The 13,132-nt window shown below is 54.5% G+C and carries 11 protein-coding genes and 1 tRNA gene; 7 read left to right on the top strand and 5 right to left on the bottom strand.

Annotation, left to right across the window (positions count from 1 at the left end):
- Positions 1-47: 47 nt before the first annotated feature.
- The 3 genes from aspS to lepA all read right to left on the bottom strand — a co-directional run bounded on the left by aspS (position 48) and on the right by lepA (position 4,538).
- Complete coding sequence (gene aspS / locus LDN12_RS07980; protein ID WP_223922137.1) at positions 48-1,832, bottom strand: aspartate--tRNA ligase; 1,785 nt, start codon at positions 1,830-1,832, stop codon at positions 48-50.
- A gap of 190 nt (positions 1,833-2,022) precedes the next feature.
- Positions 2,023-2,709: a signal peptidase I gene (gene lepB, locus LDN12_RS07975; protein ID WP_223922136.1), complete on the bottom strand. Its 687-nt coding sequence runs from the start codon at positions 2,707-2,709 to the stop codon at positions 2,023-2,025.
- Positions 2,710-2,735: 26 nt separating this feature from the next.
- A complete protein-coding gene (lepA, locus tag LDN12_RS07970) occupies positions 2,736-4,538 on the bottom strand; it encodes a translation elongation factor 4 (RefSeq protein WP_223922135.1) in 1,803 nt (600 codons plus the stop codon).
- Between the two features lie 230 nt (positions 4,539-4,768).
- On the opposite strand from lepA, the gene xseA reads away from it, so the two are divergent.
- From xseA to LDN12_RS07940, 6 genes are all read left to right on the top strand, one after another.
- Positions 4,769-6,109 (top strand): exodeoxyribonuclease VII large subunit, encoded by a 1,341-nt coding sequence (gene xseA, locus LDN12_RS07965; RefSeq protein ID WP_223924044.1) that lies wholly within the window; start codon positions 4,769-4,771, stop codon positions 6,107-6,109.
- A gap of 69 nt (positions 6,110-6,178) precedes the next feature.
- Positions 6,179-6,406, top strand: a complete 228-nt coding sequence (locus LDN12_RS07960; protein WP_223922134.1) for an exodeoxyribonuclease VII small subunit — start codon at positions 6,179-6,181, stop codon at positions 6,404-6,406.
- A gap of 132 nt (positions 6,407-6,538) precedes the next feature.
- Positions 6,539-7,432 carry a polyprenyl synthetase family protein gene (locus LDN12_RS07955; RefSeq protein WP_223922133.1) on the top strand — a complete coding sequence of 298 codons (894 nt, stop codon included), beginning with the start codon at positions 6,539-6,541 and terminating at the stop codon, positions 7,430-7,432.
- A gap of 168 nt (positions 7,433-7,600) precedes the next feature.
- The gene (gene dxs, locus LDN12_RS07950) at positions 7,601-9,478 is read left to right on the top strand and encodes a 1-deoxy-D-xylulose-5-phosphate synthase (RefSeq protein WP_223922132.1); all 1,878 of its coding nucleotides are present in this window, start codon (positions 7,601-7,603) and stop codon (positions 9,476-9,478) included.
- A gap of 26 nt (positions 9,479-9,504) precedes the next feature.
- On the top strand, positions 9,505-10,803 hold the full coding sequence (locus LDN12_RS07945; RefSeq protein WP_223922131.1) for a peptidase MA family metallohydrolase: 1,299 nt from the start codon (positions 9,505-9,507) through the stop codon (positions 10,801-10,803).
- A 51-nt stretch (positions 10,804-10,854) separates the two neighbouring features.
- A tRNA-Pro gene (locus tag LDN12_RS07940) sits at positions 10,855-10,931 on the top strand.
- A 347-nt stretch (positions 10,932-11,278) separates the two neighbouring features.
- On the opposite strand, the gene LDN12_RS07935 is transcribed toward LDN12_RS07940, so the two are convergent.
- Positions 11,279-11,497 (bottom strand): hypothetical protein, encoded by a 219-nt coding sequence (locus tag LDN12_RS07935; RefSeq protein WP_223922130.1) that lies wholly within the window; start codon positions 11,495-11,497, stop codon positions 11,279-11,281.
- Positions 11,498-11,835: 338 nt separating this feature from the next.
- A complete protein-coding gene (locus tag LDN12_RS07930; protein WP_223922129.1) occupies positions 11,836-12,018 on the bottom strand; it encodes a hypothetical protein in 183 nt (60 codons plus the stop codon).
- Between the two features lie 194 nt (positions 12,019-12,212).
- On the opposite strand from LDN12_RS07930, the gene LDN12_RS07925 reads away from it, so the two are divergent.
- Positions 12,213-12,788, top strand: a complete 576-nt coding sequence (locus LDN12_RS07925; RefSeq protein WP_223922128.1) for a PAS domain-containing protein — start codon at positions 12,213-12,215, stop codon at positions 12,786-12,788.
- Positions 12,789-13,132 lie beyond the last annotated feature (344 nt).

Genomic DNA, 13,132 nt, shown 5'->3' with positions numbered 1-13,132 from the left:
CACGCCAAAAGCGGTATGGTGGCGGGCCAGCGCACCATTATGGTTTGCTATGCCTGTTTTTCCGCCAGCTTGATTCCAAGCTCGCGGAGTTGCTTGGTGTCCACCGTCGAGGGGGCTTCCGACATCAGACAGGTCCCTTTCTGCGTCTTGGGGAATGCAATGACATCGCGAATGGAATCGCTACCGGTCAGCAACATGATCAAGCGATCCATGCCGAAGGCAATACCCCCGTGGGGCGGCGTACCGTAGTCAAGGGCATCCAGCAGGAAACCGAACTTGGCGCGCTTGTCCTCCTCGGAATGGCCGAGCATCTTGAACATCAGCGACTGGACCTCTTCCTGGTGAATCCTGATGGAGCCGCCGCCGATCTCATTGCCGTTCAGCACCAGGTCATAGGCCTTGGCGCGACAGCGGCCCGGGTCCGATTCCACATACTGCAGGTCCTCGTCCATCGGCGCGGTGAAAGGATGATGCACCGCGGCCCAGCGTTTTTCGTCTTCATCCCACTCCAGGAGCGGAAAATCGGTTATCCAGACGAAACGGTAGTCATCCCTGCTCGTGAGCTTGAGGATTCCGGCCAGATGATTGCGCAGCTTGCCGAGGGAGTCATGGACCACCTTAGGCTTGTCGGCCACGAAAAACAATAAGTCACCCTCTTCCGCGCCGAAGGCGGTATTCATGGCGACAATCTCTTCCGGGGTAAAGAACTTGGCAATGGGAGAGTGCCATTCTCCTCCCTCAAACTTGACATAGGCCAGCCCTTTGGCGCCATAGATTTTGACGAACTCGGTCAGGTCGTCGATCTCCTTGCGGGAGAAGGTGGCGCACCCCTTGGCGTTGATCCCCTTGATGATGCCACCTTTGGCCGCCACATCGGCAAAGACCTTGAAGCCGGAGCCTTTGACCAAGTCTGTCAGGTCGCAGAGCTCCATGCCAAAACGCATGTCCGGGTTGTCCACACCAAAACGGCGGATGGACTCGGCATAGGTGATTCGCTCCACCGGAAGGCAGACATCGACACCCTTGGCTTCCTTGAAGATGCGGGCGATCAGCCCTTCCATAACGGTAATGATGTCCTCACGGTCGATAAAGGACATCTCGCAGTCAATCTGGGTGAACTCCGGCTGGCGGTCGGCACGCAGGTCCTCGTCACGGAAGCAGCGTACCACTTGAAAATAACGGTCAAAGCCGGAGATCATCAGAATCTGTTTGAAGATCTGGGGAGATTGGGGCAAGGCGTAAAAAGAACCCTGATTGATGCGGGACGGGACCAGAAAGTCACGGGCTCCCTCCGGCGTTGATTTAGTCAAAAAGGGAGTCTCCAACTCGATGAACCCGTTTTCCGTCAGATATGAGCGGGTTAGCTGCGAAACCTTCGAACGGAGAATAAGGTTATTCTGGAGCTGGGGACGACGCAGGTCCAAGTAGCGGTGTTTCAGGCGGATATTCTCGTTCACCTCGCTGAATTCGTCCAGCATGAAGGGGAGCGGTTTGGAACGGTTGAGCAGCTTGCATTCGCTGACCTGGATCTCCACCTCGCCGGTCTTCATGTTAGGGTTCACAGTCCCTTCCGGTCGCGGGATGACTTTGCCCTTTACGGCCAGCACAAACTCACTGCGCACTGTTTCGGCCACGCCGTGGGCCGAAGCGGACACCTCAGGATCAAAGACGATCTGGGCAATTCCCTCACGGTCGCGCAGGTCGATGAAGATCAAACCGCCATGATCCCGGCGACGCAGAGCCCAACCCATCAGAATCACCTCGGAGCCAATATCGGTGGCGCGCAAATCGCCGCAGTAATGTGTCCGTTTCCAGCTTCCCAGCGTATCCATATAGCTATCCTCCATTTAAAATCAATGTTTTTACGTCCGCCACAGAGATACGGAGACACAGAAGTTCACAGAGAAAGGCAAAACAGCTTTACGAAAAACAGGAATCCGTTCTTTTGTCTGTCCTGTTCTCTCGATTTTCTCCGTGTCTCTGTGGCTCTGTGGCGGATTTGGTTTTGTTTGCGACCTGAAATCAGTTTATCAATTTTCCGATGCTACCGAAACGAGGCCTGAATTTGTCCTTATCCCACGACCAATACTTTATGAACGCCAGTCCCTTGATCTTGTCTCGCGACACGAAGCCCCAGAAACGGCTGTCATAGGAACGGTCACGATTGTCACCCATCATGAAGTACGAATTGGGCGGCACCGTAACCGGGCCAAAGGTATCACGGGGATTCATCTCCTTGGGGATGAGATCCTTTTCCTTATGCACCTCGTGGGGATTTTCGTAAAGCTTGCCGTTGACGTAGACCTTTTTGTCCTTACCTTCGACCACATCACCCGGCGTGCCGATCACCCGCTTGATGAAATCCTTGCTGGGGTCCTCGGGATATTCAAAGACGATCACATCACCCCGCCTCGGGTCGCGAAGCGTGAGCAATCGCTTATCGCTGAAGGGGAGATGCGTACCGTAGATAAACTTATTGACGAGCAAATGATCTCCGATGGCGAGAGTATCTTCCATGGACCCTGACGGAATCTTGAAGGCCTGCACCAAATAGGTGCGGATAACCAGCGCCAGAACTACGGCAATAAGGATAGATTCGGCGTATTCGCGGATGATGCTCTTCTGTTTTGCGACCGGTGTCGAGGTCTGTAAAGCTGGGTCAGCGGATGGTGCAGGAGATTGCAGGGGTGTTTCACTGTGTTCTTCCATGAAGGTTCCTTTGCGGAAATGAGAATTTATTTGTCGTCCACCTTGAGGATCGCCAGGAACGCCTCTTGGGGCAGTTCCACGTTTCCAACATTTTTCATGCGTTTTTTGCCTTCCTTCTGTTTCTCCAGAAGCTTACGCTTGCGGGTGATGTCCCCGCCGTAGCACTTGGCAAGAACATCCTTGCGCATGGCCTTGACCGTTTCGCGGGCGATGACCTTATTGCCGATGGCCGCCTGGATAGCCACCTCGAACATCTGGCGCGGGATCAACTCCTTCATCTTGGAAACCAAGTCGCGACCGCGGAAATAAGCCTTGTCACGGTGAATGATCAGGGATAGAGCATCCACCACCTCGCCGTTGATCATGATGTTCATCCTGACCAGTTCACTGCGACGATAATCCAGGTGTTCGTAGTCAAGGGACGCGTAGCCTTTGGTTATGGATTTCAGCTTGTCGTAAAAATCGAGCACGATCTCGTTAAGGGGCATCTCATATATGATCATGACCCTGGTGGGGGTCAGATACTTGATCTCCCGCTGCACGCCGCGCTTTTCCTCGCACAGAGCCAGCACGCCGCCAACGAAATCGTTGGGCACGTGGATATGGGCCAGGATGAAGGGTTCTTCCAGGTAATCCACGTGCTGCGGCTCGGGGAGCAGGTTGGCGCTTTCGATAGTGACCACCTCGCCGGTGACACGATGTACCTTGTACACGACCGTCGGTGCGGTGGTGATCAGATCCAGCCCGAATTCACGCTCCAGTCGCTCCTGAATGATCTCCATGTGCAAGAGTCCCAGAAAGCCGCAACGATAACCGAATCCAAGAGCCACCGAGGTCTCCGGCTCGTAGGAGAAGGAGGAATCGTTCAGCTTGAGCTTGGCCAAGGCATCACGCAACTGCTCGTATTGAGCCGTATCAATGGGGTACAGGCCGGAGAACACCATCGGCTTGACCTCTTTGAAGCCGGCGAGCGCCTGTTCGCACTGCCGATTCAGCAGGGTCACCGTATCGCCCACCTTGGCGTCGGCCACATCCTTGATGCCTGCGATCACAAAGCCGACCTCTCCGGCGCTCAACGAAGGCACCTCGCGCATCACCGGGGCAAACACCCCGACCTTGAGTGCCTCGTAGGAGCGGTTTGTGGACATGAGTTGAATCTTGTCACCCTTTTTGAGGGTGCCGTCAAAGAGCCGCACCAGGATTATGACTCCCTGGTACTGGTCGTACCATGAATCGAACAGGAGCGCCTTGAGCGGTGCGGATGGGTCGCCCGTAGGCGCGGGGATCTTCTTGACGATCTCCTCCAGAATCTCGTGGGTGCCGACCCCTTCCTTGGCGCTGGCCAGCACGGCGTCATGGGCGTCGATGCCGATAATCTCCTCGATCTCCTGAATCACCCGTTCCGGGTCGGCCGCAGGCAGGTCGATCTTGTTGAGGACCGGAAAGACCTCCAGATTGTTGTCCAGGGCCAGATAAACATTGGCCAAGGTCTGAGCTTCGACCCCCTGGGAGGCGTCCACCACCAAAAGCCCGCCTTCGCAGGCCGCCAGGGAACGGGAAACTTCGTAGGTGAAGTCCACATGGCCGGGGGTGTCGATCAGGTTAAGAACATAATCGTTGCCGTCATCGGCACGGTAGTTGAGCCGGACGGTCTGGGCCTTGATGGTGATGCCCCGCTCACGCTCCAGATCCATCTTGTCCAGGAATTGATCCTGTTTTTCCCGGTCCGAAAGCGCACCGGTATACTCCAGGAGGCGGTCGGCCAAGGTGGATTTGCCGTGGTCGATGTGGGCGATGATGGAAAAATTGCGTAGTCTGCTGATGGCCATAAATCCTTTGGTTATACACACTAAAATGGAATTGTGAAGGATAGATAAATATGGCGCGAAAGTAAAGAGGAAAAGCCGGCTCGCTACCATTTCCGGTGTGCCCGTACGGTTATTCCGCACCCGTGAGCTTGGCACGTTTCTCCGCACTCTTGACAGAGCACATCGCTTCGCCACGCCTTTTACCTTGATTGGGATTGACGACGGAGTACACGACGCCTAAAATGATCCTCATGGACATTTTCTCCGAAAAGACCATCCTCACGGTCAGTCGCCTGACCGCCCTCATCCGCGGCGTGCTGGAGGACAACTTCGACCAGGTCTGGGTCGAAGGAGAGGTTTCCAACCTGTCCCTCCCCTCCTCCGGGCACATCTATTTCACCCTCAAGGATTCCGGAGCCCAGGTGCGGTGCGTCATGTTCAAAAGTGCCGCCAAGAATCTGAAGTTCCACCTTTCCGACGGCATGGGGCTGATTGTCAGGGGGCGCCTATCCGTCTACGATCAGCGTGGTGAATACCAGATAATCTGCGAATACCTGGAACCGGCAGGCGTCGGAGCCCTGCAAATGGCTTTCGTACAGCTCAAGGAGCGCCTGGCCCGCGAGGGACTCTTCGACGAGGCCCTCAAACGCCCCATGCCCCGTTTTCCCAAACGTGTGGGCGTGGTGACGTCGCCGACCGGTGCCGCGATCCATGACATCCTCAATGTCCTTAAGCGCCGTTTCGCATCACTGGAGGTGCAGCTCTACCCGGTGCGCGTCCAGGGAGACGGAGCCGCCCGGGAGATCGTCTCGGCCATCGCCGACATGAATCGCCTGGCCGAGGTGGACGTGCTGATCGTTGGCCGTGGCGGAGGCTCACTGGAAGACCTTTGGGCGTTCAACGAAGAAATTGTGGCGCGGGCCGTCCGCCGTTCCCGCATCCCGATCATCTCGGCCGTGGGTCACGAAACCGACTGGACCATCTGTGACTTTGCCGCCGATTTGCGCGCCCCTACCCCCTCTGCAGCCGCCGAACTGGTTTCCGCCAGCGCCGAGGAGTTGCGCGGCCTGGTGAAATCCCTGACCCATCGCTTGCGCCTGGGGATCGAATCGCACCTTGCTGCCCGGGAAGCGCGGCTCGACACGCTGCGACGGGCGCTCCACGATCCCACCACCCTGGTGGGACACCTGGCCCAGCGGGTAGACGACCTTACGGAACGGCTTGCATTAAGCTTTGAAAACGGGCTGATCCGGCGCAGGGAACAGCTCAATAGTTTAAATCAATCACTTTCATTCAACAATCCGATACGCCTAATTGCTGACCGCCGACAACGCCTGCAACGCCTTGAGTCGGACGGTGAACGGCTGTTACAATCGAAACTTGATGTTCTCAAACTGGCTTTCGGCGAACAGGCCGCACGCCTGGAAGTACTCTCGCCGCTCTCTACCCTTGCCAGGGGGTACGCCATTGCCCTGCGATGTCAAGACGGCACGGTGGCCACCGACGCCGCCCAGCTTGCGGAGGGGGAACTGCTGCGGCTCAACTTTTGGCGCGGCACGGCCACATGTCGCGTGGAGAACCGTGAAGCGTGAATGCTTGACCGTAGACGGCATATCTGTATAATGTCCCGATACTAAAAATGGGTCAAAAAGGTTTACAGTATGGCAACGGAAAAATTCGAGACAGCCCTCAAAAAGCTGGAAGAGATCGTCAAACGCCTGGAAGGCGGCTCAATTTCCCTGGAGGATTCCCTCAAAGCCTTCGAGGAGGGAGTCAAACACGCCGCCTTCTGCTCCCAGAAACTGGACGAGGCCGAGCGGCGGGTCGAGGTGCTGTTGAAACGCAAGGATGGAACCTTTGACCGTGAGCCATTCGAACCGGGAGAATAGAGAAATCTCAGTCATAAACTTCTGCCACAGAGACACAACGCAATCCCCCCGACCCCAGATCATGGCTTGAACCTTCTTCGGCTGGCTAGTTCGCCACCCGAGTGTCTCCGTAGCAAACAAAGGACCGCACACATGGATTTAAAAGCATACCTGAAAGAACAATGTACACGGGTTGACGAGGCCCTGGACCGCTTTCTGCCCAGAGAAACCGAGCTTCCCCACAGTCTGCACAAGGCCATGCGGTATTCGGTTTTTGCCGGCGGTAAACGAGTACGGCCGATCCTGATGCTGGCCGCTTGCCAAGCGGTCGGCGGCGATACGGAGCGTGCCATACCCGCGGCCTGCGCCATGGAGATGATCCATACCTACTCCCTGATCCACGACGACCTGCCCGCCATGGATGACGACGATTTTCGGCGCGGCAACCCCACTAACCACAAGGTTTTTGGCGAGGCGATCGCCATTCTGGCCGGCGATGCCCTGTTAACCGAGGCATTCAGACTGGCAAGCGACCCACGTTTCAATATTGACGTACCCCCTGCAGCACGCCTGGCGGTAATCAACGAGATAGCGGCCTGCGCCGGATCCAACGGCATGGTGGGTGGACAGGTGGTGGATATGGAAAGCGAAGGCAAGGCGGATATTGACCTGCCCACAGTACAGTATATCCATACCCACAAGACCGGCGCGTTGATCAAGGCATCCGTAGTTGCCGGCGCACTTCTGGGGGGGGCTGACGAGACCAAACTGGCTGCCGTCGAGCGGTATGGCAAGGCAGCCGGATTGGCATTCCAGATCGCCGACGACATCCTGGATATTGAGGGCACCACCGAGGAGATCGGAAAAGATGCCGGCAGCGACGAGGCTCGCGGCAAGGCGACCTACCCGGCGGTGATGGGTTTGGCAGCGGCCAAGGAAGAGGCACGCACCATGATGGACGAAGCCATGACCGCCCTGGAGATTTTCGGGGCTGAGGCCGATCCGCTAAGGGAAATCGCGCAGTACATTGTCAATCGCAAAAATTGATATTTAAGCTTTCACCGCAGAGGATATGGTGGAAAATAGTCCCATTTATTGTGATAAGCAGAATCTGTTTCAAGGATACAATCCGTAAAACCTGATCATTTTTATTTTGATCGTTCCGATTTCCTCCGCATCCTCCGTGGTAATGCTTGCTAAAGATAAGGACCTACTATGGCTATCCTTGAAACGATAAATTCCCCGGATGACTTGAAAAAACTTCCCTTGTCCCAGCTTCCGGCCGTTGCTGAGGACCTTCGCCGCATGATCATCGAGACATGTGCAAAGAACGGCGGTCACCTAGCCCCAAGTTTGGGGGTTGTGGAGTTGACCATTGCCCTGCACCGGGTCTTCACTACGCCTGCCGACAAGATCATCTGGGATGTGGGCCATCAGGCCTATGCCCATAAAATCCTCACCGGCCGACGTGACCGATTCTCCACCCTGCGCACCCTGAACGGCATCACCGGCTTCCCCAAGCGGGCCGAATCGCCCCACGACGCTTTCGGTGTCGGTCACTCATCCACCTCTATCTCGGCTGCCACCGGCTATGCCGCGGCCCGCGATCTGGACGGCCGCAGAAACAAGGTCGTTGCAGTGATCGGCGACGGCTCCATGACTGGCGGCATGGCCTACGAGGGTATAAACCACGCCGGCGCCCTAGACAAGGACCTGATCGTCATCCTCAACGACAATGAGATGTCCATCGCCGAGAATGTCGGCGCCCTCTCCACCTTTCTCAGCCGGACCGCCTCCAGTGAATTCGTGCATCGCTTCAAAAAAAACACGGAATCATTTCTCAAGCGGATCGACGTGGGTAAGGGGGTGCTGCACATTGCCCGCAAGATGGAAGAATCCTTCAAGGGGCTTTTCACCCCCGGCATGTTGTTCGAAGCCTTCGGCTTCAATTATATCGGCCCCATCGATGGGCATGATTTGCCAAAACTATTGGAAACACTGGATAGCGTCAAAAAGTTCGATGACGCCGTTCTGATACATGTTCTGACCAAGAAGGGCAAAGGCTACAAACCGGCCGAGGACAACCCGTCACTCTTCCACGGCGTCGGACCGTTCGAGATCGAGACCGGCAAGGTGTTGAAGGGCAAGGGTGGTGCCGCATCATACACCGCCATCTTCGGTGCGACGCTCTGCAAACTGGCCGCCGAGGACGAAAGGATCGTGGCCATAACCGCCGCCATGCCCGACGGCACCGGTCTGAGCGGGTTCTCCAAAGAACACCCCGAACGTTTTTTTGATATGGGCATAGCCGAACAACACGGGGTAACCTTTGCCGCCGGTCTGGCTGCCAGCGGCCTGCGGCCAGTGTTCGCCGTCTACTCCACATTCCTTCAACGCGCCTACGACCAGGTTTTCCACGATGTCTGTCTCCAGAACCTGCCAGTGACTTTTGCGCTGGACCGTGGCGGCGTGGTGGGCAGTGACGGCCCCACGCATCATGGGGCCTTTGACATCTCCTACCTGCGGCACCTCCCCAACATGGTGCTGATGGCTCCCAAAGACGAAAACGAGTTACAGCACATGCTGGCAACCGCCATTGCGTTGGGTGGTCCGGCAGCGGTGCGTTATCCACGGGGCAACGGATATGGTGTACCACTGGACCAGACCCTGGCCACCCTGCCCGTGGGCCGTGCTGAGGTGCTCCGTGAAGGAAGAGACGGGGTGCTGTTGGCGCTGGGCACCATGGTCTCTCCCGCCCTCGAAGCTGCCGGACAGCTCGAAAAAGAGCACGGCATGGCGTTAACCGTTGTCAATGTCCGCTTTGTAAAACCGCTGGACGAAACGCTGATCCTGGAACTCGCCCGCTCATGCGGCCGGATCGTAACACTTGAAGAAAACGCCCTTCAGGGGGGCTTTGGTACAGCCATACTGGAACTGCTGGAACAGCACCAACTGACCGGTATACCGGTTCTGCGTCTCGGCTACCCCGACCGATACATCCCCCAGGGTGAACAGCACGAACTGCGGACCATGCTGGGGCTCGACAGCCCCGGAATAGCCGCATCGGTGCAGACTTTCATTTCTCGCCCATGACGCACCGCAGGCTCCCAAACCACCGAATGCCGGTATTACTGAAATACCGGCATTCCTTGCTTCATGGCGTCTCCACCATCCTGGTGTTATCGTGTCTGTCGTATTCACCCCTCCTTGCCGTTGCCGAGCAGACTAACGACCACCTTCACCAGCCGAACGTCAATGCCTCCGCAACGACATCTCCCGAGGGAATTAAACAGGAGCTGGAACTGTTGGAAAACAGTCATCGCCTGTTCCCTCTCAACGAAAAGATCACGCATAATCTGGCCAGTGGATATGTGGCTTACGGATATCAACTCTTCAAACTAAATCATTACGAACAAGCAGATGAGATATTCCTCAAGGCGCAGGAACTGTATCCCGATGATGCATCCTATGAACTGTTGCGGGGTATCTGTAACTACTATCTCAAAAAATATGACATAGCCCGTTCCCAACTGGAACTGGCACGTTCACAGACGGGCGATTCGACAGAGGTACTCTATTTCCTGGGGCTGGTACTGTATGATACCGATAACCGCCAACAGGCGGTGGAACTATGGGAACTGGCCCTGAAAGGCTCGCCGGGACGCGAGGAGATCCTCGAGATCCTTGGCAAGGCGCGCAGAGAGACTGCCGTTGAAGCGAGCATGGACCAAGGCCACAGCTCACGCTTCGACCTTTCCTACGACCCGGACGTGGATACGACATTCGCCCTCTCAGTTCTTGACGTACTGGAGGCGGCGGCCAACGCGGTAAACGGGGAGTTGGACCACTATCCCCAGGCGCGCGTTCCGGTAGGCATCTACAAACGGGGAGACTACAAGACCGTGACCGATTCGCCCGACTGGTCCGGCGGTGTCTACGACGGCAAAATTAGGCTTCCTTTCGGCGCGGCCAAGGAGATGACCCCCGCCTTACGCGCCGTTTTGTATCACGAGTACGCTCATGTGGTGGTTTTCGACCTTACGCGCGGCAGCTGTCCTCTCTGGCTCAATGAAGGGATTGCCGAGGTATTCGGTAGAACGCAGGATAATCGCCCGCTGGTCGCATTGGAGCACGCCGTCCGCAAAGGCGCCATCACTGATTTCAGAAAGCTCGAAACAAGTTTCGGAAACCTCTCCACCGCCGATGCAACCCTGGCGTACCAGCAGAGCTACAGCGTGGTGAACTACCTGGTGTCAACCTATGGCTGGCATCGGGTTAAACAGATACTCGTGGGGTTGGGCAACGGCTTGAGTGCCGAAAACGCCGTCGCAGCAGCACTAAGTGACTATAACCAGACCTACGACGGCATTATTCGGGAATGGCGCGGATATATCATCGGAAACAGCGTTGAAAAATGATTTTTATTGCCTTCCTGTCAGACATGTGTTAGTTAATATTTTTTTCGTTGTCGGGGAGTAGCGCAGCCTGGTAGCGCACCTGTCTTGGGCACAGGGGGTCGCAGGTTCGAATCCTGTCTCCCCGACCAGAAAAAAATAAAGGCCTACAGCGTCATGCTGCATGCCTTTTTTTTGTGCTACGTATCCCCGCGCGCACCTCTATCCCCGTGGTCATTTCGCTCCCAACAAATTGCGGAGGTATGTATTGGATGTTACCCCTGATGGTTTATGGCGATTCTGTCTCAAAAAACGAACTCGCCCTGACACTACAAGGCTGGACTCCGGCAAAGTTCACAAAGAAAGCTGATTAGTCGACTTCCGTTATACCCAATTGAGAACTCTCTGTGATGGGGCATCATCACACATACGCAAATTTGCTCCACCGTGAATCACGACACTCATCAGGGCATCCGTATTACCGGACGCCCTGATGTTTTTATGCCGCTTTTTTTATTTCGAGAGCTTTGAGAATCTCCGCAAGCTCACCGTTAAGATGCACAATGCGGTCCCTGAGGTCAAGAATGGCGGTTCTCTCCGCAGGGCATAAATCCCGCCACTCAATGAAAGGCGTATTTTCTCCTTGGCGGAACCAAATATACGATCCCTCTTCAATATCTACCGCTGTAATACCGTCATCAATCTTTACCGTCAACATTTTCCCGGCCTCAAAAAGCATTAATATTAATTATTTGCCATATTTAATATTAATCTAGCACCCGGATTATAATCCGTCAAGGTCAATACAACCATAACTAATTGTTTACACAATCTTTCACACATATTTCATCGAGGCGGAATCATATCCATACCCCTATCGTTCAGAGCCTCGTGGTGAGTCTCGAAAAGGTCAAAAAAATGTCATAGGTTTCATCAAGTTCAGCCGATTAGTTGCGTAACTGTGTGAATTCATCTCATAAGGCAGGGCGATAGAAGCCGGAAGATCTGTTGAACTGTACTGCACATTTTGTTACACGAAAGATTCTGGCGACCTCATCATATAATCGAATCAGCCCCTGCCTTGATCTCCTCCCTGACTGTCGTCAGCAGTTCTGCACATATCACAATCAGTTCCTGCCGCAGACCGTCGGCTTCTGATGAAAGCTCTAGTTCCACAGATTCGGCAAAATATTTAAACTTGGCGACAACATCCTCAAACTGCTCGATCGTACAATTCATGAGGCACCCCTTCAATTGGTTATTGCCATCGTAACCAGACAATGTGGTATGATTTACAGACCTTGTGAAAATATACGGTTGCACACTTGGTGTGGTCAATAAAAAAACACTCGACCAGTAAACCACCCGATACAAACGGTTTCAATTGTATGTTTCCGTATTTTTTGTATCGTTTTATACGAGAGGAAAAGCCGATGGGACGATCAATGCAAGAAGTGCTGATATTTAACGCATTCATGGAACATACGAGTGACTCCATTGTGATTAAAGAATACTTTGCCAATGAGCGTGGCGAATTTACGGGCGGGAATATCATCTGCGCCAGCGCCACCAAAGCCCGCCATTACGGCCTGAATATGAATACGATCCGGGGCTGCACCGATTTTGATCTTTTGCCTCGCGAACAAGCCGAAAAGGCTCTTCAGGATGACCTCTGGGTGATGCAAAATCGTAGACCGATCGAAGATCAACACGAAACCATAACCCATCGAAATGGCGAAATCGTGAAGGTTTCCGTAACAAAGTTTCCCTGGATTTTGCCGAGTGGCGAGATTGTGGGAGTCATGTGCATTGCCCGAAATATAACCATACGAGAGAGGGCCAAACAACAAACTCAGGATCTGTTGGAGTTTATGCGCCAGCAGGTTTTAAAACCCTTACTGATAATTCATCGTGCCGAAGATAAAAATTACAACAAACACAGCATATTGCAAACGACCATTTCCCGACTGCTCGTAAAACTCAAGGAAGTAAAAAATAAAAAAATATAATACCCGTTTATGTTGGTGACATCACCAGCTCCCTGCTGCTTTCTCCCGCGGTACGACAGCAGCAACTTTTATACTATCCTCTCGTCAACGTTGATTTTCTGCGTACCATTTTCTTGCAGTCACTTTCTTTGTTGTTGCTCCTCCAACCAGGTTGAAAACCTTCTTTGACCGCCCCTGCCAACCATGCTATTCTACGCACGCTACGCCAGTAAACGGGGGTGTTTCTTGAAAAGAGTGTATGCATTTGCGGCCATATCCTTCTTGGTACTGGTATTCTCCGGCACGGTGTTCGGGGCCGTATCGGAGGGGCAGTTCTCGATTTCTCCCATGATCGGAGGATATAC

Source organism: Geobacter sp. AOG2, from assembly GCF_019972295.1.
Classification (GTDB): Bacteria; Desulfobacterota; Desulfuromonadia; order Geobacterales; family Pseudopelobacteraceae; genus Oryzomonas.
This window is presented reverse-complemented; position numbering and strand designations above follow the sequence as displayed.